This is a genomic window from Paenibacillus sp. LK1 (genome assembly GCF_002750415.1).
Taxonomy (GTDB): Bacteria; Bacillota; Bacilli; order Paenibacillales; family Paenibacillaceae; genus Paenibacillus; species Paenibacillus taichungensis.
Map to the genome: position 1 here is coordinate 112573 of NZ_PEII01000016.1, position 20718 is coordinate 133290.

17 protein-coding genes are annotated in these 20718 nt (G+C 42.0%); 4 read left to right on the top strand and 13 right to left on the bottom strand.

The annotated features are described in order from the left end of the window. Window position 1: 1 nt before the first annotated feature. Complete coding sequence (locus tag CS562_RS28155) at window positions 2-946, bottom strand: ABC transporter permease (protein WP_099858882.1); 945 nt, start codon at window positions 944-946, stop codon at window positions 2-4. 273 nt (window positions 947-1219) lie between these two features. Then, entirely contained in the window at window positions 1220-1759 is a 540-nt protein-coding gene (locus CS562_RS28160; protein WP_099858883.1) for a cysteine hydrolase family protein, read from the bottom strand. 226 nt (window positions 1760-1985) lie between these two features. On the opposite strand from CS562_RS28160, the gene CS562_RS28165 reads away from it, so the two are divergent. Continuing rightward, window positions 1986-2597 carry a CPBP family intramembrane glutamic endopeptidase gene (locus CS562_RS28165; RefSeq protein WP_180287234.1) on the top strand — a complete coding sequence of 204 codons (612 nt, stop codon included), beginning with the start codon at window positions 1986-1988 and terminating at the stop codon, window positions 2595-2597. A 23-nt stretch (window positions 2598-2620) separates the two neighbouring features. Then, window positions 2621-3373, top strand: a complete 753-nt coding sequence (locus CS562_RS28170) for a MerR family transcriptional regulator (RefSeq protein WP_099858885.1) — start codon at window positions 2621-2623, stop codon at window positions 3371-3373. A 71-nt stretch (window positions 3374-3444) separates the two neighbouring features. Here CS562_RS28170 and CS562_RS28175 read toward each other — a convergent pair whose 3' ends face one another. Together CS562_RS28175 and CS562_RS28180 are read right to left on the bottom strand one after the other, a co-directional pair. After that, a complete protein-coding gene (locus CS562_RS28175; RefSeq protein WP_063563691.1) occupies window positions 3445-4743 on the bottom strand; it encodes an NCS2 family permease in 1299 nt (432 codons plus the stop codon). A gap of 354 nt (window positions 4744-5097) precedes the next feature. Continuing rightward, entirely contained in the window at window positions 5098-5898 is an 801-nt protein-coding gene (locus CS562_RS28180) for a GNAT family N-acetyltransferase (protein WP_076291383.1), read from the bottom strand. Between the two features lie 330 nt (window positions 5899-6228). Here CS562_RS28180 and CS562_RS28190 point away from each other — a divergent pair, with 330 nt between their 5' ends. Next, window positions 6229-6630, top strand: coding sequence for a VOC family protein (locus CS562_RS28190; RefSeq protein ID WP_076291385.1), 402 nt, complete (start codon window positions 6229-6231; stop codon window positions 6628-6630). A gap of 82 nt (window positions 6631-6712) precedes the next feature. Here CS562_RS28190 and CS562_RS28195 read toward each other — a convergent pair whose 3' ends face one another. From CS562_RS28195 to CS562_RS28205, 3 genes are all read right to left on the bottom strand, one after another. Continuing rightward, the gene (locus tag CS562_RS28195) at window positions 6713-7141 is read right to left on the bottom strand and encodes a nucleoside 2-deoxyribosyltransferase (RefSeq protein ID WP_099858887.1); all 429 of its coding nucleotides are present in this window, start codon (window positions 7139-7141) and stop codon (window positions 6713-6715) included. Between the two features lie 67 nt (window positions 7142-7208). After that, window positions 7209-8009: a Cof-type HAD-IIB family hydrolase gene (locus CS562_RS28200; protein ID WP_099858889.1), complete on the bottom strand. Its 801-nt coding sequence runs from the start codon at window positions 8007-8009 to the stop codon at window positions 7209-7211. 456 nt (window positions 8010-8465) lie between these two features. Beyond that, window positions 8466-9209, bottom strand: coding sequence for an SDR family NAD(P)-dependent oxidoreductase (locus CS562_RS28205; protein ID WP_076291428.1), 744 nt, complete (start codon window positions 9207-9209; stop codon window positions 8466-8468). Window positions 9210-9367: 158 nt separating this feature from the next. On the opposite strand from CS562_RS28205, the gene CS562_RS28210 reads away from it, so the two are divergent. Beyond that, window positions 9368-10501, top strand: coding sequence for a LuxR C-terminal-related transcriptional regulator (locus CS562_RS28210; protein ID WP_099858890.1), 1134 nt, complete (start codon window positions 9368-9370; stop codon window positions 10499-10501). A gap of 69 nt (window positions 10502-10570) precedes the next feature. On the opposite strand, the gene CS562_RS28215 is transcribed toward CS562_RS28210, so the two are convergent. From CS562_RS28215 to CS562_RS28240, 6 genes are all read right to left on the bottom strand, one after another. Further along, entirely contained in the window at window positions 10571-11875 is a 1305-nt protein-coding gene (locus CS562_RS28215) for a sensor histidine kinase (RefSeq protein WP_099858891.1), read from the bottom strand. Continuing rightward, on the bottom strand, window positions 11850-12548 hold the full coding sequence (locus CS562_RS28220) for a response regulator transcription factor (RefSeq protein WP_076291430.1): 699 nt from the start codon (window positions 12546-12548) through the stop codon (window positions 11850-11852). The genes CS562_RS28215 and CS562_RS28220 overlap by 26 nt, the downstream gene beginning before the upstream one ends. A gap of 291 nt (window positions 12549-12839) precedes the next feature. Beyond that, window positions 12840-15551: an InlB B-repeat-containing protein gene (locus CS562_RS28225; protein ID WP_099858893.1), complete on the bottom strand. Its 2712-nt coding sequence runs from the start codon at window positions 15549-15551 to the stop codon at window positions 12840-12842. 4 nt (window positions 15552-15555) lie between these two features. Next, window positions 15556-18057, bottom strand: a complete 2502-nt coding sequence (locus CS562_RS28230; protein WP_099858895.1) for a X2-like carbohydrate binding domain-containing protein — start codon at window positions 18055-18057, stop codon at window positions 15556-15558. Between the two features lie 678 nt (window positions 18058-18735). After that, a complete protein-coding gene (locus tag CS562_RS28235) occupies window positions 18736-19944 on the bottom strand; it encodes a CynX/NimT family MFS transporter (protein ID WP_099858897.1) in 1209 nt (402 codons plus the stop codon). Continuing rightward, window positions 19941-20633 (bottom strand): FadR/GntR family transcriptional regulator, encoded by a 693-nt coding sequence (locus tag CS562_RS28240; protein WP_099858898.1) that lies wholly within the window; start codon window positions 20631-20633, stop codon window positions 19941-19943. Before CS562_RS28240 ends, CS562_RS28235 begins: the two co-directional genes overlap by 4 nt. Window positions 20634-20718: the final 85 nt, after the last annotated feature.

Below are 20718 nucleotides of genomic sequence, written 5' to 3' on the forward strand. Positions count from 1 at the left end.
TCTAAATCAGTGCGCTTTCTGGATCAACTTTGCGAACGATCCAGTTCGCGAATAGGATCATTCCGCAGCCCAGTACAGATTGCATGAAGGCAGAGGCGGACGCCATCCCGACCGTCGCGGTTTTGAGTTGTTTGTACACAAGCACATCGACCGTCGTGGTTACGTTGTAGAGAGAATTGGAGTCCCGTGGCACTTGGAAGAACAAGCCAAAATCCGTGGAAAAGATGCCTCCGACTGACAGGATAAACATCAGCACAATAACAAATTTCATTAAAGGCAGTGTAATATACCGTGTCTGCTGCCACTTGCTAGCGCCATCAATGACGGCCGCTTCGTAATAGGTCGAATCCATGCTTGTGATTGTCGCCAAGTAAACAACCATCCCATAGCCGAGACCCTTCCACATGTTCATAAATACAAGGAGATAAGGCCAATAGGATGGTTCCATATACCAATTTTTTGGATCCTGGTTGAAATGGGTCAGAACTTGATTGGCTATCCCTTTGTCATAGCTCAGGAATGCCCAAAGCACCGCGGAAACGACAACCCATGATAGGAAATACGGGAGAAACATCATCGTTTGATAAACCTTGGCTGCCTTGCGGCTGTGCAGCTGTCCAACCATCAATGCAAGTGACACAGGCACGATGATACCCAGAATAATAAAGATCATGTTGTAACCGATTGTATTGCGAATTACGATCCAGACGTCATTCGAACTGAACAGGAATTCAAAGTTTTTGAACCCGATCCAGTCGCTGTTTATAACATTACTAAGAAAATTCCCGTGAATCTTGAAATTCTTGAAAGCGATAATGACACCGAACATTGGCAAGAAGCTGAACAAAATGTACCAGATTGTGGTCGGAAGCACGAGCAACGTGAGCTCGGTATCATGCTTGCGCCAGCGTGTTCTTACTCTTTTGCGGGTGACTTTTGCTCCCATATCATTCTTCCCTTCTTGTAGAACCTACCCTCGATTAGTTGTAATTCTATGAAAATCGCCAGATGATTCCTAGATCAAAAACGTAAGACAATAGTCAAAAAACAATAGGTTTCAGTATATTTCACATCAATACTTGGTGAGAGAATAAAAGAAAGACCTTGAGACTTTACCTCCTCAAGGCCTGGAACTATCTATGAACGTACGCTCCACAACACTATTTTTATAACTCATCTCATCTGCGGAGGCAAACATTATACGCAGTTGGATACTTGTCTACCGTAAAATCGACATTATAATATTCTGGGTATCACTTAAAGATACAAACCAGTTTTGTAGAACAGTATTATGATGTGTAATGATTTGATCTGCAATTAAAGAGGAGGAGTCCGCGGTACTATGACCATCTTTTGCTAAAATAACGTCATATCCCAAGCTAAATGCTCTACGACATGTCGCATCAACACATATCTCAGTTTGAATTCCTGCGACAATCAGTTGATTAACGCCTAGTTGAGTTAAATGTGATTCAAGTTTGGTATCTTGAAATGAATCTGGAAAGTTCTTTTCAATTTTCACATCTTGAGTGATCAAGGGTAAAGCGGGATGGAGACTCCACCCTGAGGTTGTTTTTGAGGTAAGCGTCCCTAATTTACCATTATGCTGAGTAAGTATGACTGGAATTTTGCTTATGTGAGCCCAAGTCATAAGTTGTTTAATATTATTTAATAATTTTTCATTGTTGTGAATAAAGAGAGGATTTATAAACGATCCGGTTTGTACATCTATAATCAATAAAGCTGGCTTATGGATCATAACTCTCCCCTCCTCATTCTGGATACTTTTTCATTCATTTCTAGAGGTTAGAATTTGCCCGTAAGCATAATTATATTCATCAATTTTACATCTAATCAGCTATGACACAAAGTTCTTGCCCTCCGTTTGGGACGAGAACTTTGTTTTTTATAACAAAAAACAAATATTGCGGGGGACGTTACGTCACAATCTACAATGAAAAAAATGAGATAAAAGGAGTTTTATGATGACTAAGCCTACTACAAAGGAACAATACAAAATACTGTTGAAAGCATCCCTAACGCTCACATCATTTCTTTTTATCGGATTGGTTTTTATTGGGATATTTAAGTGGGGAGAAATGTTACCATTTATAGCTTCCTTATTTATACCAAACGAAATTAGTATTTTATCCGCTGTACTCATTGGTCTTATTTCTAGTTTGTTTATTACAACTATTGTTCTAATTACTTTCATCAAAACAAGAACAGAACTACCCAAAACTGAAGGATCAGATATGATCAAAAAAATAATGATCCGACCAAGTGGTATAGCTGTATCTGCAATAGGTGGTGGTGTGTTTGAAGAATTCTTTTTTAGAGGTGTCCTGATCGGATTATTTATTGGATACTCAATAATAGTGGATTGGCTCGTTATTCTAATAAGCACATTTCTATTTTGGGTAATACATGTTCCCCAATATAAAGGAGCCACTGGTATCCTTACTGGCGTGTTTGTAAATGGTTTGATTTTAGCACTACTCTTTTATTTTACCGGGTCGTTAATCCCGCCGATGCTTGCCCATGGGATTTATAATACTTCTATTGGAATTATTCTGGCGAAAAAATATAAGAAATGATTTTTTGAAAAGAGGAATTTTAGATGAGATTAACGGTGAGTAAATTTGCAAAACTGGCAAACACAACGGTTCGTACATTAAGACATTATCGACAACTTGGCATATTAGTACCCTCACAAAAAAATGAAAATGAACATTATATATATGTAAATGAGGATTTTAAAAGGCTTCATGAAATCCAATTATTGCAAAGTCTAGGTCTTTCATTAAACGAGATTAAAGTCTGTTTGGATAATCCAAATTATTCTTTCAATGAAATCATTAGAGTTCAAGAACAATCACTACGGCAGCGCAGAGAAGCAATTGATTATTCTTTAGCATCAATTGAACGAATCAAATTGGTAACCGAGCAAGATCAACTCAATGAATCAAACTCTGAAATACTTATGCTCCTTATGAATTCCATGCGTGTTGAGCAGGCTCAAAAAAAGCTGCTTCAAAAGTATATCTCTGTAGATATTATTGATCAGGTGTTTCCAGAGGATTTCTCTAAGCAAACGTACTTGGATGGACAATTTTACAATTTGTTATTGCTGGTCCATCGAGCTATCGTAAAGGATCTTAAACCAGACCATCCTTTCATACAGCAGCAGTTGCACGATATATTTGCAGATACTCCATTAAGTAATCTGTTTTTTAATGACGAGGTAAATAATGAAGAACTGTATAAAAACGTAAAACCCTATGAATCGTTGGTGCCTAAGCATACTATGGATTTTTTAAAAGAAGCATTTGAAGTATTAAATACGAAGAAGAATTCTTCTCTAAAGGATTAAACCGAGGGCTACATATCAAAAAGGAGAGCCGCCTTTAAATAAGCAGTTCTCCTTTTTGATGAAACCGTTTCTTAGTGGTCCAGGAATACAAGCTGAATGAAGAACAATACGGCAAAAATGTAGAATATCGGATGAACGTCCTTACCCTTTCCGCGAAGCAGCTTGAGTACCGGATAGAAAATAAAGCCAACACCGATCCCTGTCGCAATACTGTGCGTCAACGGAGTAAGTATGATAATCAAGAAGGCTGGAAATGTTTCTTCGAGATCCTTCCAGTTGATTTTGCTAATTACGCTAATCATAAAGTAACCCACAATAATCAGTGCCGGAGAAGTAATCGCCGGGATACCTGATATGACACTTACGATAGGTGTAAAGAACAACGTAAGAGCAAGCAGTACACTTACCGTTACCGCCGTCAGCCCTGTTCTTCCTCCTGCAGCCACCCCTGTGCTGGACTCGATATAAGCCGATGTTGGGCTCGTTCCGAGCAAAGCGCCGGTGGTAGTTCCTACGGCATCTGCCAATAGGGCGCCGCGTGAGCGCGGAAACTTACCTTCCTTCAGCAGTCCTGCTTGCTCAGCAACGCCGAGCATGGTCCCCGTCGTATCAAACAGCGTGATCAACAGGAATGTAAATATGATGGTATACAAACCATTAGAGAATACACCTGCCAAATCCAATTGGAAAGCCGTTGACGTGAGGCCTTGCGGCAAGGATACAATCGACTCAGGCATTTGAAATAGTCCCATGATCCAGGCAAGAACCGCTGTGACCACCATTCCGATGAACAGATAACCTTTTACATTGTATGCCATAAGCACAACAGTGATAATTAATCCGATAATGGTCAAGTAAGTCATAGGTTCTGCCAAGTTCCCGATCGTAATCAAATTCGATTCTGAATCGGCAATAATCCCGGAATTTTGCAGACCTACTGTTGTGATAAACAATCCGATACCTGCTGTTATCGCGTGCTTAAGGCTCGCAGGAATGGCATCAAGCAGCATGTAACGAAATGAAGTAAGTGATAAAATAATAAACAAAAGCCCTGCTATAAATACCGCTCCTAGTGCAACCTGCCAAGACACACCATATCCAGCAACTACACTATAGGCAAAGAATGCATTCAGACCCATACCAGGCGCTATGACAATCGGATAATTGGACCCTATTCCCATAATCAGTGTCGCGACAATACTTGCCAGCACCGTAGCAATGAATACGCCGTTAAAGTCCATGCCCGTACTGCTGAGTATTCCTGGGTTTACGATCACTATGTATACCATCGTGAAAAATGTCGTAATCCCTGCGATGATCTCCGTTGATACGGTCGTGCCTCTTTCTTTTAGTTTGAACCAATTGTCCATGATTAAAGCCAGCCTCCAACTTTCAAATTATTCACCAAAGCTAAAAACAAAAAAATCCTAATCATCGTCATAGGATTGTAATATTACCGCTCCTATATTCGTCATTAGGATTAAAAAGCTAAGATTCTAAACCAATGATAAGGATACTCATATCTGCTTTACCCTGATGCCCTTTCGAATTTTAATAAATATTACACTCATTGTCAATGAATTAACGTATTGTTCACAGTTATTTACGAACTATATAGAGATGATATGGAGTGTTCATTCGTTTTTTAGAGTAAGCTACACTGAATTTAGTTTTTGTACCAATCAAACAAAAAAAGCCGCTAAAGTAGCGACTATAGATTTGGACTATATTTTTGTCGTGGATAAAGTAAAATTGACAATATAAAGTTCCATTGTTGTTTGATACCCCAAGCCTTCATATAAGCGAACAGCAGGCACGTTATTTGCTAAAACGCCCAGATAAACATCTGGTGACCGTTTTTTACCGAGGTGTGTCAATTCACTGGTTAGGCGTTTAGCTAATCCTCTGCCTCTGTAATCTAACCTGGTAACAATATTCCCAAGCTCTACTAGCTGAGAGTCATAAAAATGGTAGCCACCAACAGCTATGAAATCTTCCCCTTCCTTAATTCCAAGGAAAGGGTAATTCTCTAACTCACTTCTTGTGAAAAACCTCATTTCCCCACTATGTAAAAAATCAATTACCTTAGAATATTCATTTTCATTTATCTTTTTTGCAATGTGAGCTTCAAGGAGTTTCGATTCATCCTGATGTTTCATCGTTAGAAAACGCTGAGGAATTCCTTTGATGAGACCGAAGGATTGAAAAAGTTCAAGGTCCCGTTGACAGAGTATCGTACCACATACAGCACTTTCGTCAAGTTGGATCGTTTCTCTTGTAAAAGCAACGAGTTCTGGCAAAAAGATGTCCCGACCTTCAACTCGGAAGAAAGAAAATGCTGGAAAGGATAGTTCGCTATAATAAGCTAATACGGCTGTAAGTTGACTATTCATAAATTGACCAACATATTGAGCCTTATCCATACGTTGCGTTAAATAACTATAAAAAAGCAAATTCTGTTCTGTATTAATGTTGGGCAATAATTCAATAATTGTATCGTGAGTAAGCAAGCGATGCGAAATCATTTTAACACCTCTCAACCTATAATTTCTTATTCTCTTTTTTATCTTGTTTTCGTTCAACAAATACCCAGATATAGTATGCCAACCAAAATACAATAGGAACTAAGAATACATATGATCTCTGGTTTGCTGGAAGAAAGTAAATTACAAACAGTCCAATGATTAACATCGGTGGCATCAGGATAAAGTACTTCTTCTTATCTATGTCCATCCCTCCATTTGTTCAATATTCATAATAATAACATTCATTTATTTCTTTGATAAGATTCGCATCTGCTGCCAGAAGTAGAGTATATTAAGCTTAGTTAAAATTTTATTTAGGAGGCGACAGCCATGCCACAAGAAATCTGGATTAACCTGCCTGTCAAAGATGTTGAGAAGTCAACTGCCTTTTTCAATGAGATTGGATTCCAAGCGGTGAGCGTTGGGAACGAAAGAGCCAAGCTTTCCATAGGTCAAACAGCTATTCTATTGTTCCCGGAGTCAGCGTTTGAGAAATTTACAGGTTCAAAAACAGCAGATACTTCCCATAGCGCAGAAGTAATATTCTCTATTGGCGCTGAAAGCAGAGAAGAAATAGATACCTTTATTCAAAAAGTGGAGTTTGCTGGAGGAAGCATCTTTGGCAAACCGAGTGAAAGCGACGGCTGGATGTACGGCGCAGGATTTGCCGACCTGGACGGTCACCGCTGGAACCTGTTATACATGGATGAGAGTAAAATGCCGAAAAAATAAGCGAAATGCCGGTCACCTGTTAAGGTCGCCGGCGTTTGTTTCATATGGTACTTCGTACCGTTTTATTTGTATTTCTGATCAATTATGAGGGTGCACTTATTTTTTGTAATGTAAGATCTAATTGTTCTTTAAGTTCTTCCACATTATGACAAACAACTGAAGAATTCATCAACATGAGTTGTCCCCATTGATTGATATCGAATTCACCTTCATGTAGACAAAAGATAGGTTTCTTATGCGCATAAGCATAACCAAGCTCCCAGCAGGTATTACTTAAATTCAAGCCATTGTTGTTTATAACAGCGACAAACATATCACATTCTTCTATCGCCTTAACAGTGAATTTGAACATTTCATCTCTACTTTTTGAGTCCAGAAATTGAGTTTCTATGTCTCTATGTGGTAGATGTGTGGTTAAGAAATGTGCTTCCATAATCGTATTTAACCGTTCCAATTTCCGTCGTTCCCCAGAAGTAAGTATAGAGCCTGACAAATATACATTTTTATGCAAATATCACACGCTCCTTTTCACAGCCTTTGTCATATAGTAATTTCTATTTGAATGTTTAGAGCCAGTCCTACTGTAAATCCATCATTTTTTGAATGGTTATTAGAACGCCGTTTTCTTCATTAGATTTTGTGATGAAACTTGCTGCTTTTTTGGTGTTCTCGCAAGCATTGCTAACAGCAAAGCTGTACTTAGCAATTGTCATCAGTTCAACATCGTTTTCTCCATCACCGAACGACATCGTTTCCTCCGCAGTTACCCCCAGCATATCCTGTAATTTTTTTACCGTTTCGCCTTTATGAGTATGAAGAGCAGTAATATCCAGCCATCTGGCTTCAGAGTCGACAATATAGATTTTCCCATTTAACGTTTGTTCTACATGTTTTCTAAGCATTGTGCTTCTGCCTTCTGTATCAAATACGGTTATTTTGATAAAATCACTCTCGATTTCAGAGAAGGAATCCACTTTTATGACTTGTTCATAAGAGCCTTTAACTACGTTGTACATATCATCAGAGATCGAGGAATGTACGTATGCTGCATCGCTTGCACATACAATGATTGTCATTTGGGGATCAAAACCTTGAATTTCTTCAATGGCTCGCAGAACAAGCGTGCGATCAATGCTAAACTCTTTGACGACTTTTCCATCTTTCTTAATTCTGGCCGCGCTATCTCCGAGAATCCAAATTCCTTTTCCATGGTTACCAAACAACTTTTCTACTCGTTCACACTGTTTTCCCGTACAGGCAACAAACGTTATTCCTTTCTTTTGCATTTCTTCATGTACTTCATTAAAAAGTTCATGATCAAACGAGCCTTGATTATTCAGAAATGTTCCGTCCAGATCAGTTACTACGAGTTTAATCATTTTAAATCCTCCGACTTCAAGTGGGATTTATTATTTATCTTTATAAAGCAAACTTATTAAGTATCTATGGCAATTCCTTTATCTATTCAAAAAGATCATTAATGGATCGAACTGGCTTCACTTCTATAGGCTGATTCGACAATTTCAAAGCCGCATATGCCCCAATCCAAATGATAGCTGCTAAAATTATATATACCATAACGCTCACCTCCTGTATCTCCATTGGTCCTTTCTAATGTAGCCCGTGCGTTTTGTAACCATCTTTATAAAACAACTTTATAAAGTCAGTATGCAGCAAACCTTAATGCTCTGTCAAAGGGTATTTTAGGAAGCTTCTATAGCCTCGGCCGTATGTAAAAGAAAACCTCTAATCATGAATGAATTCTTCAATGATTAGAGGTTTATTTCGATTTGAACATTGGTTTTCAGATAAAATCATCTTTTATCTCACCAAAATTAATGTGCGGTATACCCTCCATCAACAAGCAAGGTTGTACCATTCACGAAACTAGCATCATCGCTGGCTAAGAATAACACAGCTTTTGCTACTTCTTCTGGTCGTCCAAGTCTGCCCTGTGGGTGAAGTGAAGTTAAATATTCTTTGCTTTTTACATCTACATTTTTCAACAGAGGCGTTTCAATGTATCCTGGACATACCGCGTTGACACGGATTCCCTCGCTTGCATATGCAGTACATAAATTCTGAGTTAACAGTTTAACGCCTCCTTTTGCCGAGGCATACGCTGTCGTTTTAGGCAACGCAACAAAGCTGTGGATTGAGCCAGCATTAACAATAACTCCACCATTTCCTTGCTTAAGGAACTGCTCAATCGCATATTTATCGGAAAGAAATACACCTGACAAGTTAATATCGATCGTCCGTTTCCATTTATCATATGACAATACATCAGCGATTTCGTCATCAGCAACCCCTGCATTTGCATACATAATATCCAGCTTACCGTATTTCTCAACGGTTTCATTAATCATGTGTTTAATATCTTCTTCTTTAGTCACATCTGTTTTGACAAATAACGTATCATGACCTTCCCCGTTGAGTTCAGCAGCTAGTTCTTTACCATGTTCAGAAAAGTCAGCAATGACCACTTTTGCTCCTTCTTTTGCGAAAAGGCGAACGGTGGCTTCTCCAATTCCACTAGCACCACCTGTAACAATAGCTACTTTTTCATTTAATTTCATAAGATTCAACCGCTCCATTTCTTCATAGTAAGATTCATGAACTTGTACTCCTCAATCTTACTCCTTTAATTTTGAAATACTATCCTATAAAGTTCTGTGTAATAATGGATTGTATACCCCCATTTGTAGGGTATTTCATTTGAAGGGAACGACTTATTATGACACAAAATTTTCATCCATATACTGAAATGACTTTTCAGGAATTTGTATTATTTTTCAAAACGCATAGCAAACAGCTCGAAGAAAACACAAACATTTACCTGATCGCGGAAGCTAATATTTCTGAAACACATCGGATCGAAACGGAAGTACTGATGAGATCCTTTTTTCAGATGTTTACTTATTCAGACTTGGATCATATGGATAATCATTATTCTTCTTATTTGGATACCTGGGTTCAATCCCAGCTAACTATTTTAAATATGGCAAGCTTACAATGGCTTCAAATTATATTGGAAAAATCTTTACTAACACTATTAATACAACTGAAACATCAACGGATGTTGGACCCGCTTATGTTCATGTTATCAGTCTTTTCGTATCTGATGCATAGCTTTCATAAGTGGGCTGATACGGAGTCTGGTAATCATGAAACGGAGGAAAATAACGAATTAAAAAAACTGCGTTTGCTGGACCAATTAAACCAACTCCTAGTAAGTTCTTCGGGAGCTTCAGATCTAGCCTTTATCCTGAAAAAATGTGAGAAGTATTTCAATTACAAACGTTGTGTCTTCTATGCCTATGTACCTTGGTCCAACCAGTTCTATGGGGTCATTGGTGAAGAACTTCCAAAAATTCAGAGTATGAAAGGACAATTGACCGAGCAAAATCTAATCTTCAACTCTAAAAGACCGATCTATTTGAAAAATCCAAAACCTTATCTAAGGGATGAGCATATCCAGTTATTTCAGTTGTCTTCGATTATATTTATACCGATTGCTCACGAGCATCAATTGTATGGCTGGGTCACTTTTGACCAAATGGGAGATTCATTTGATTGCACGAAGGCTGAGCTGGATTTGCTTGAACAAGTGGGGAAAAGGATTGGTTTGTTTTTATCTAGGAAAGAGAAGGAAAACACCGCCAAAACGATGGCCATCGCTTTAACAGAAAGAGAGGCAACCGTTCTCGAACTTCTGGCGGAAGGTTATGATAACAAGAAAATCGCTTCCTTGTTGTTCCTCAGCGAGTATACAGTGAGAGATTACGTAAGCAGCTTGATGACCAAGCTGCGTGCAAAAAATCGGACACAGGTCGTTGCCTATGCTTTCCGTTGGGGATTATTGAGTTAGTACCGTTGAATTTAATTCGCAAAAAAAGATCACCAACATATGTACCCTGTTGATGATCTTATATTTCATTCAGCGCTTCTTGGGTAAATGCACAATAACGTTGAATTGATCGCCGTGAATCTCGACTTTGATCTGCCCTCCATGCAACTCAACGATGCTTTTCACAATAGCTAGACCTAGGCCCGAGCCCTCTGTCTGGCGGGATTCGTCTGCTCTTTTGAAACGTTCAAACAATTCTTCCGCATCAAAATCAATCTCATAGGCAGAGGTGTTTTGAATTTTGAATCTTACCAGAGCATCCGTCTCGTCCAAGTAAATATAGATGCGAGTTCCTGGAAGTGAATATTTCTGCGCGTTGTTAATTAGATTTTCAAATACACGCCATATTTTATTACCATCCAAATACGCATGGATCGGGAACTTGGCAATCCTCTCCCGCATTTCGAGCGACTCCTGTCCCATATGAGTGTTGGATTCCGCTATCGCTTGTGTCAATAATGTTGCCACATCGACGTACTCCATATCCAGCTCTATTGAACCGCTGGCCATCTTAGAGATATCGAACAGGTCTTCAATTAACAGTTTCAGTCGAAGCGACTTGCGCTCCAGCGTTTCAATATAAGCTCGGCTGGTTTCCGAAGAATGATTTTCTTTTTTTAATAAATCGACATAGTTGATAATCGAAGTAAGCGGAGTCTTCAAATCATGCGATACGTTGGTTATCAGTTCCGTTTTTAACCGCTCGCTTTTCATTTGATGTTCCAATGCGCTTTGGTACCCGGCTTTCATATTGTTAATATAGCCAGCAAGTTCAGATAGGGAATCGTTTCCGGCAGCATCTTGAATTGAACTCTTAATATTCCCTTCGGCAATCTTTTTACTTCCATTGATGATGGCGATGAAACGTCTAAGCTTGGAGAGCATATAAGGAACCACAAACAGCACAAATAGCAACAAATAAAGGATGAGCCATCCCTCTCCGTAATATGTGACTGCCTCCCAAAAACAAATGCCGGCTAAGGCGGTCAGCAGAAACATAATAATGAGGCCAAACGTTAGTCTCCCGTTTTGCAGACTGGCTCTAAAGCCGGTCCTCCAAATATAAAAGTAATCTAGCAACACACTGCCATCCCAGAAGGTACGTTTATTATGAGGCGCCTTAATATAACGAAACAGTCTGGCTACCAACAAACCCAAGATAATAATGGAAAGTAGTTCCAAAATAAAACGTGAAGTTGAAAATCTCAGACCCACCCCCAAGTATGAATACTCGTTAATAAGTAAGAAGATCCCTAAAATAACTGCGATGATGAGGACAAGAGGGTCGATTCCAATCGTTCGATCCGCTTTACTTTTTCTCAATTTTGTATCCAATTCCCCATACCACCTTCAAATATTTTGGGTCTTTAGGATTGATCTCAATTTTTTCACGAATATTTCTCACATGTACGGCAACCGTATTCTCTGAAGCAAAAACCGGTTCATTCCACACGCGTTCATAAATCTCTTCAATCGAGAAAACTCGGCCCTTGTTCTCCATTAACAGCTCCAAAATTTTGTATTCCTTCGCAGTCAGTCTAACGTCCTCTCCATCCACTTCAACAGTTTTCGAGCTTTTGTTCAACACGAGTCCTTTCACTTGAATGATCTCTTCCCCAATGGAGTGAAAGGAACCTAAATTCGTAAACCGGCGTAGCTGAGATCGGACTCTAGCGACCAGTTCCAAGGGATTAAATGGTTTTGTTATATAGTCATCGGCTCCAACATTAAGTCCCAAAATCTTGTCACTATCCTCCGATTTGGCGGAAAGCATAATGATCGGTATATTTTTATCTTCACGAATTTTAAATGTCGTCTTGATCCCATCAAGCTGCGGCATCATGAGGTCCATGATAATAAGATGAATCGTTTCTTGTTCAAGGATCTCCAGTGCCTCCAATCCGTTAGAGGCCGTAAATACATCTACTTCATTGCTTTTTAAGTAAATAACGAGAGCTTCTCGAATTTCCGGTTCATCGTCTACAACAAGAATATTATTGATCTCCATATTTCTCACCTTCATCGCGTAATTGCTCCTACAACTCTACAATACTTTGTGCAGACGCACCAGTTACGTAATGCGAATACATTTTTCCATTTCGTTTCCTTAAGACCAGCATACACAATCTAAATGAAAAATCTCTGTTATAAAAACGAAGGAATTTATGAAGTTTTTATACATCGTCAGGAAGTGATTGAGACTTGAAAGTTCTTCTCCTCCATCAAGTAATAAAAAAGAAAAACCAGCCTCTAATAAAAATATATAGTAGGCTGGTTTGTAATATTGTTAAACTATTTGTCAGTTATTCTGATTATCGATCAAATTGCTTCCTACCAAAAAACGTTGTACTATCGCTGCAGTTTCGCCCCGAGTCAGGTTCTTTGTTGGCATCAAGCCTTCAGTCGATCCTTCCACAAGTCTGTTCTTCACGGCTGCAGCCATGGCCTGTTTCGCCCAGGCAGCAACCGCTGCTTGGTCTGCAAACGGAGACAGCAGAGATATTGCATCGGCTCCGTCGGTTTCTAGACCCGCGAGTCTCAAAGCCCGGTTCATGATCACCAATGCTTCTTGCCGAGTAATGGTTTGGTTAGGAGCGAAGGTCTGGTTTTCATAGCCTTCAATCAAGCCATATTCCACAGCCTTGGCGATAGCGCCAGCATACCAATCACTGGACGTAACATCAGTAAACGTCGTCTCGTTGCCATTATCAGACAAGCCCAACGCGCGAACCACGATGGCTGTGAGTTCTGCCCTTGTAATGACAGCATCAGGTTCATAATGGTTCTCGTCTTTACCTTTGATAATTAAGCGGGAAGCCATATCATTTACGGCCTGCTTCGACCAATGACCTTCCACATCTGCGAAGTTCTTCTGATTCCAGACCAGGAAATAGTCGCTGTTGGTTAGACTGTTCACGGTCGCATAATTTTTCCCATCACGACTTGTGATATAGGTCGGAACATGGCGTACACTTCCATCTGAATTCAGCACGGCTGCCGTTGTCACCTTGCTCATATCAACGCCAGCGGGAAGCGGAATTTCGCGTTTCACGTAGCTGCTGAACTGCTCGACGCCTACCGTTTTACCTTTGTAGGATGCCGTAACATTAAAGGTAACAGGCGGAGCCGCAATCTCAAATCCTCCTTGAGCCGCCGCAGTTTCCGCGAGAACCACCACAGCCTCATTACTCTTGGTAATTTCCACATGAACGACAATGTCCGAAAGTTTGACCTGTTCGCCCAGTTTAGAGGAAATGTTATCAATGGCGATTTGCCCGGCAGGCAGCTTGTAGGTACCGTTTGGCGTCTGAACTTCCAAAATCACTTGCTTGTTTTCCATACTCTTCACCGCTTCACCCGTCAAAACGACCAATACTGTGTCCACACTTCCGGTTACGGGGATAATCACGGTGGATTTGTTGGCCGCCTGTTTGAGCTGATCAACTAGTTTGGATGGATCGATCGTAGCCGTCAACACCGATTTGCCGTTTTCTTTAGTCATCGATCCTGTAGCAATTTGGTCTTTCACAATGCCGTCAACAATGACTTGTAAGCCCGCAGGTTTCTCGACGGTCGGTGTACTTGGAATTGATGGCGTGCCAGAGTTATTCGAACTATTTGAACCATTGTTTGAACCATTGTTAGAACCACCGGTTGTCCACTTCGCAAACAATGTCATATCAGATATGACTATATCTGCCGCAAAGTTCCAAGCATTTGTTCCCGCTGGTTCTTTGTACCAGCCTGCGAATGTGTAGTCCGCTCTCGTCGGCGCTGGCGGAGCACTGATTGTCTTGCCGCTATCCACATTGGCGATACTGGAAACCACACTACCTCCCATGGAGTCGAACGATACAGTGTGTTGTATCGGTCCCTCTTTTACCGTTACCTTGCCAGGGATCAACGTTTTATTCATCTCTTCCCCGGACGAATCCAGGATAGAGAAAAGAGTGGGTTCTTCTGTCTGAACCGTCAGTGCCTTATCACCTAAAGTCGCCTCGCCCTTAATCTTGAAGCTGACGGTGAACAACTTCTCTCCAGCCGCAATTGGCGTATCTCCTGCATCGCTGTCTACCCATACTGTTTTGAGCCAGCCTGCATCGTTATCGTAATTGGAGTCGAAGTAATCTCCTGAATTACCCACAACGCCCGTTACTTCCAGACCCTCTGTGTCAAAATCAATCTGTAGGCTGTGAGCTGCAATTCCATAGGTAGAGTCGATCACTGTTACCGGTACGTCCACTGTAGACCCCGGCGCACCACTGACCGAACCGATCTGGATCTGTGCTGCGTGCCGCGTCCACTTGGCGTACAGCGTTACATCGGACGTTACAGCGTCTTCTTCGAAATTCCAAGCTTTAGTACCGGACTCATCTTTATACCACCCTGCAAACGTGTAACCCGCCTTATTAGGCGTTGATGGAGCACTCAATGTCATGCCGTTAGCCACATCAGTCGCCGGCTCTACCGTGCTCCCTCCCTGCGAGTCGAACGTAACGGAGTGCGCTGCATTTGTTGCCTTTACTGTGATTTTTCCGTTCTCTACTGTAGTCGAAGCGATATCATTACCCTCATAGAGTTCGTATTTGAGCAAACTCAAGTTAGAATCCCCAGACTGTGCAGTGTTCTTAATTTTGAAATGAAGTGTGAACACCTTTGTATCTCTTTCTACAACCAATACTGGATTAGCCTTTACATTGATTGTCCCATCAATGGAGAGATCCGTTGCAAAATCTCCCTCATCTGTAAAGCTCCCTAATTCATCTGTCACTTCATTTCCGGATTCCAGCTCCAGAGAGTTGGTATCGAACCCAATCGAAATGTCGTATTGGTTAATCATTTCCTCAGGTGTCAAAAATACCGACACGCTAACGGAATCTCCGGGATACCCTTCTTCGCTGCTTACCTTCATTGAGTTTGACGCTATTTCTGACTCCGCATAACCCGTCGTTCCGAAAGGCAACAGCATTACGGCCGCCAGCATTGTAGATATGATTTTTTTCCAACGCATTATATCAACCCTTTCCCACGGAGATGGCAAGAATCACTTTGATATCTTCATCGTCCCATTTACAGTCACCATTCATGTCAAGCGCCTGCAATTGCTCGGGCGTTAGTGTGATCTTGCCTTTGATATATTTGCTCAACAGAAGTGCATCCGCAGCCGTCACTTTACCGTCGCCATCGGCGTCCCCCATGACAAACACTTTATAATACGCGGTATACGTCACATCAGCTGTCACCGTAACTGCAGTTACTTGTTGACTTGTAAGCTTTGTAATCCCGCCATCGCTGCTCCATCCTGCAAAATGATATCCCTCCGCTGGCGTGACTGTTGGCACCGTTGCCGGATGTCCACCAATTGCTACATTTTCGCTTGTACCTTCGAAAGCGCCGTGATCTCCGGGCAAATAGCTAACCGTTAGCATCTGCGGTGTCGTGTCACTGATTGTAACTTCCAGCTTCTGTGGTGCTCCCTTACTAAAGGTGAAGATCAAGTTTAGCGTTCCTTCCGCTTGTTTCGACAAATACTCTTTACTGATCGTCACCGTACCAGCAACAACGTTATAGTCGGTACCCAGCACAAGTACTTCAACCCCATTGGTAATTCCAGTAAGTTCATTTCCGTTTAAGACAACTTCTGTTGTTACATCCTTGTAATCCGGTGATGAGCTGTATTTATCGAAAAATCCAGTTGTGGGATTGATTGTACTGTTCGTTACCGTTTTCCGTAAAATGACCCCCTCCTGTCCGATCACTACATCTTCGCTTCCGCTCGAAACAATATCCATAAGATAAATGTTAGTACCGCTAGGTTGCTTCGTCCAAGTGATTCCATCTGTCGAAGTTACAATGGTTCCGGAAGCCCCAGCGGCTTTGAAGCCATTCTCGTCATAATGAATACCATGCAGGGCGCTATATACCGTGCTCGTTTGATCCGTCCAGGTTAACCCATCGGAGGAAGTAATGATCTTTCCGCCTTCCCCGACCGCTACAAACAAACCGTTGCCGTAGGTTACATTATACAGATAGGTTGAAGAGTCAGTGGGTTGTTGCTTCCATGTTATCCCATCAGAAGACGTTAAAACTGTGCTGCCACCTACTGCGACATATAGACCGTTTCCATAACTGACACCATAGAGCACGTCTGACGATTCATTAGCCTGGCTCGTCCAAGTCTCCCCATTTGATGAAGTCAGTATCGTGCCGTTAGCACCTACAATTACATATTGCTGATCTCCATATACACTTCCTAAAAGCGTACCCTCACCATACGTTTGCTCAGTCCAGGATATCCCATTGGACGAGGTCATAATAAGGCCCTGGAATGCGGCTGATTCCTTATACCCCAATGCAATAAATTTGCCATTACCATAACTAACACTTCCAATATAATCTCGCGTAAAAGGTGCTACGGATGGCTTCCGGTTAATCCAAGCCTTCCCATCTGGAGATGTGAGAATCAAACTTTGTGAGGTTGTCGATCCCACCAGTTCATTCCCTACAGCAACAAACATACCATTGCCATAAACTAAGCCCTCGAGGCCTGCCGCCGTTCCCTTCAACTGGTCTGTCCATGAGATCCCATTGTCTGAAGTCAAGATCACACCGCTGTACCCAACGACCACAATGAGTCCATCTCCAGTTCCGATGCCGTTAAGATCCTTAGCAGTCTCTTTTATTTGAACTGTCCAGGTCGTACCATCAGGAGAAGTAACAATGGTCCCTCCTCCGCCTACCGCCACATATAAGTTGCTGATATTGTCATAGATTACTTTATTCAGAGTGGCAGAGGTATTGCTCGTCATACTGTTCCAGTTCGTCCCATCTGTCGATGTCATAATCAAGCCACTCTGCCCTACGGCTACGTATTTGTTGTTGCCATAGGTTACTCCGTAAAACATGTTAGTAGTACTAACCGTTTTGGTACTCCAACTAATCCCGTCGGCGGATTGAATGACAAATCCTCTAATCCCTACTCCAACAAACTTATCTTTGCCATATGTAACACCCATGTGAAAGTTACTTGTACTGCCTACGGTCTGTCCCGTCCAAGTCATCCCGTCGGTCGAGGTCATCACTTTCCCGTCGGCCCCTACTGCTACAAACTTCCCGGTGCCGTATACAACACTAGATATACCGTAAGTTGTAATATTTTGCTTCTGAATCTTCCACTCTGTTTCCCCGTCTACCAAAGTTACTACCAATCCGCTTGATCCAACCGCGACAAATCTGCCATTGCCGTAGCTGACACTTGATAGACTGGAATTAATGGCTTCTGGATGATCCGAAACCATCCAATTCTTCCCGTCAGTGGAAGTGAGAATCACTTGATTTCGTCCCACTGCGACAAATTGATGGTTGCCATAGGTTACATCATTAATTGTATTAGCTGTTGGGAATGGACTTAGTTGTTCCCATTCGTCGGAAACAGCTTCTGCATAATTCTGCGGTATGAACGCCACCGTCATCAGGAATGCCAATACTATCGCCAGACCTCGTTTGAAAATTTTCATGTTCTTCCTCCCGCGTTTATTATTTCCCTATAAATGGAATTCTAATGAGTTCAAATTTTGAACTCGCTATCTGGGACCTTTTTTGGTTTGGTTTTCCCTTCAATTCATGTTCCCCCTCGTGTACATTTTAAAAATTGCAATTACATGCAAAGTATATCGAACTATTCTGAACCAATTCTGAACATGAGTTTTTCGGTTTTCCAACTGCAAACATCAAAAAAATGTCATGTGATATATATTCATGACGCTAAACCAAATCGTATCGATTCTAAATAATCCATTTTTTTACTCTAAGAACTTTCTGAGGTCAACCGTATAACATCCTATCTTCAAATTAAGTTCCTTTTGTAATACATAACCGTAACAGCAGACAAGAATTTGGAGCATTAAAACAAAAAAAGTCGCTAAAATAGCGACTTTCAATGGGATGATGTTGTATCCCTCGACAGGAATTTTGAAACTAGATCAATATTTTAATCTAGATCTAAACGAATGGTTTTATTAAGTAAATGGATAGTCATCCCAAACAACATAGTCTTTTGGATAAACGATTCTTTTTGGTTGCCTTAAAGTTGAAATGGTATTCCGGCAGAACCGACAGAATTGATGCTACAAATCTCATTCTGCATCTGCCGTTGGAATTCGGCGTGTTACACAAGCTCTGCTTATTCTTCTCTCTTATACCGTGCGATTGCCGGATGCGCCCAAACCAAACAGGAGCAGCAAAGCGCTAACGCCAAGCAGAAGCAATAGCGGGGGGTTCCAGCTTGCCGTGATGTCATGAAGCAAACCAAACAAGATCGGTCCAGTTGCTGCCAGCAAATATCCTACGGATTGCGACATGCCGGACAAAGAAACTGTATCGTGGGCATCTTTCGTCCGCAAACTTAAAAAGATCATGGCCAAGCTGAACGCACATCCCCCACCAATTCCGAGTAAAACTGTCCATAACGAAATGAGCGCATTTCCCCCAAAGTAAAGACCTCCCAATGAAACAAACAACAGGATAGTCATGATGATGACCAGTAAACGTTGGTTCTTCATGCGTCCCGCAACAATCGGCACGATGAACGCTACAGGCAGCGCAGCAGTTTGAAACAGCGATAACATCCAACCGGCGCTGTCTTCACTCAATCCCCGGCTTGTCATGATTTCTGGCAACCAAGCGACCAAAACATAGAAAAGGAGAGACTGTATCCCCATAAAAAACGTAACCATCCATGCTAGAGGCGAACGCCACAGACTTCGACGCTTGAGCGCACCACTTGTTGCCGATACGGCAGCCCCCCTACTCGCCCGAGCTTGAGGCAACCAGAACAATGCAGCCAAAAGAACGAGTACGCCCCAAATGCCGAGCGCGCCATTCCAGCCGAAACCGAGATCACGGGCGACCGGAACACTGACACCGGATGCAATCGCACCGGATAAATTCATCGACACCGAGTACACACCTGTCATGAGACCGACTTGATGAGCAAAATTACGTTTAACCAGACTTGGTATGAGTACGTTGCACACCGCAATCGCCAACCCAATCAAAGCAGTTCCTGCAAACAAAGAAGCTGTTGCGGCCAACGAACGGATCGCAATACCTACTATGAGTAAAACCAAAGCATAAAGAAGGGTTCGTTCCACCCCAAGACGGCGTGCCAGAAAGGGGGCGAACGGTGAGAGCAGCGCGAAAGCAAGCAACGGTAGCGTAGTGAGCAGACCAGCCGTAGCATTTGACAGTCCGAGGGATTCGCGAATCGAGCCGATCAATGGGCCTACCGATGTTAACGGCGACCGCATAATCATTGCAATCAGAACGATGCCGAGGATGATTGGCCAAGCCAACGACAACGGTTTCTTCCCAATCGTTGACTTTGTATCGCTTAGTACGCTCATGGCTGCTCATCTCCTTTGACCTCAAAAACAGCTTTCGATTCCGCAATATGACGGTGAACCGCTGCCACGGCACGTTCGGCATCTTGATCAACTATCGCTTCAACCAGATGCCGGTGCATCTCCTTGAAACTCGCGCCGATTTCATAACGAGTCAAGCTGATAATCGTATCTTGTGATGCGTCCGCGATATGGTTGTATAATTCGATTAAGATTTCATTATGAGACGCCGCGATGATGCCTTGGTGTAGACGGATATCCTCTGTTACAATTCCATCCATGTCACCGCGTGCTGCTGCCGCCTCCCAGCGTTCCAATTGGAGAAGAAGTTCGCGCGCCTCGTCGTCCGTTCTGCGCTGTGCGGCAAGATGGGCTCCCTCGCGCTCGAGCGCATGCCGGACTTCCAATGTCTGCATTGTATCGGAGCGCATGATTCGTTTATGTAGCACAACGCCCAGCACGCTCGAAGAGCTGACATACGTCCCGTCCCCTTGTTTTGTCTTCAAGAGTCCTGCGTGGACCAACGCCCGAATGGCTTCCCTCAATGTATTACGGCTAACATTCAACTCGACCATCAATTCTGGTTCAGCAGGAATACGAGTCCCGACAGCCCACTTGCCAGATTCGATCTGTCTTTCCATTTGCAATGCGACTTGCTCGACCAGTGTCAGCCGATTTGTTTTCTGAAGCATTCGTAAGCCCTCATTTCATCTATTTTTTAAACGTAGGATGTTTGGTTAATAGGTACTTTAACACACTTATATCCTCTAGGCAACT

Bases quoted from the DNA above. Each gene is read 5' to 3' on its own strand.
- CS562_RS28180 (WP_076291383.1), bottom strand. From the start codon at position 5,898: ATGATTTCGCATCGCTTGCTTACTCACGATACAATTATTGAATTATTG.
- CS562_RS28210 (WP_099858890.1), top strand. From the start codon at position 9,368: ATGACACAAAATTTTCATCCATATACTGAAATGACTTTTCAGGAATTT.
- CS562_RS28220 (WP_076291430.1), bottom strand. From the start codon at position 12,548: ATGGAGATCAATAATATTCTTGTTGTAGACGATGAACCGGAAATTCGA.
- CS562_RS28155 (WP_099858882.1), bottom strand. From the start codon at position 946: ATGGGAGCAAAAGTCACCCGCAAAAGAGTAAGAACACGCTGGCGCAAG.
- CS562_RS28170 (WP_099858885.1), top strand. From the start codon at position 2,621: ATGAGATTAACGGTGAGTAAATTTGCAAAACTGGCAAACACAACGGTT.
- CS562_RS28205 (WP_076291428.1), bottom strand. From the start codon at position 9,209: ATGAAATTAAATGAAAAAGTAGCTATTGTTACAGGTGGTGCTAGTGGA.
- CS562_RS28200 (WP_099858889.1), bottom strand. From the start codon at position 8,009: ATGATTAAACTCGTAGTAACTGATCTGGACGGAACATTTCTGAATAAT.
- CS562_RS28230 (WP_099858895.1), bottom strand. From the start codon at position 18,057: ATGAAAATTTTCAAACGAGGTCTGGCGATAGTATTGGCATTCCTGATG.
- CS562_RS28225 (WP_099858893.1), bottom strand. From the start codon at position 15,551: ATGCGTTGGAAAAAAATCATATCTACAATGCTGGCGGCCGTAATGCTG.
- CS562_RS28160 (WP_099858883.1), bottom strand. From the start codon at position 1,759: ATGATCCATAAGCCAGCTTTATTGATTATAGATGTACAAACCGGATCG.
- CS562_RS28235 (WP_099858897.1), bottom strand. From the start codon at position 19,944: ATGAGCGTACTAAGCGATACAAAGTCAACGATTGGGAAGAAACCGTTG.
- CS562_RS28175 (WP_063563691.1), bottom strand. From the start codon at position 4,743: ATGGACAATTGGTTCAAACTAAAAGAAAGAGGCACGACCGTATCAACG.
- CS562_RS28165 (WP_180287234.1), top strand. From the start codon at position 1,986: ATGACTAAGCCTACTACAAAGGAACAATACAAAATACTGTTGAAAGCA.
- CS562_RS28190 (WP_076291385.1), top strand. From the start codon at position 6,229: ATGCCACAAGAAATCTGGATTAACCTGCCTGTCAAAGATGTTGAGAAG.
- CS562_RS28240 (WP_099858898.1), bottom strand. From the start codon at position 20,633: ATGCTTCAGAAAACAAATCGGCTGACACTGGTCGAGCAAGTCGCATTG.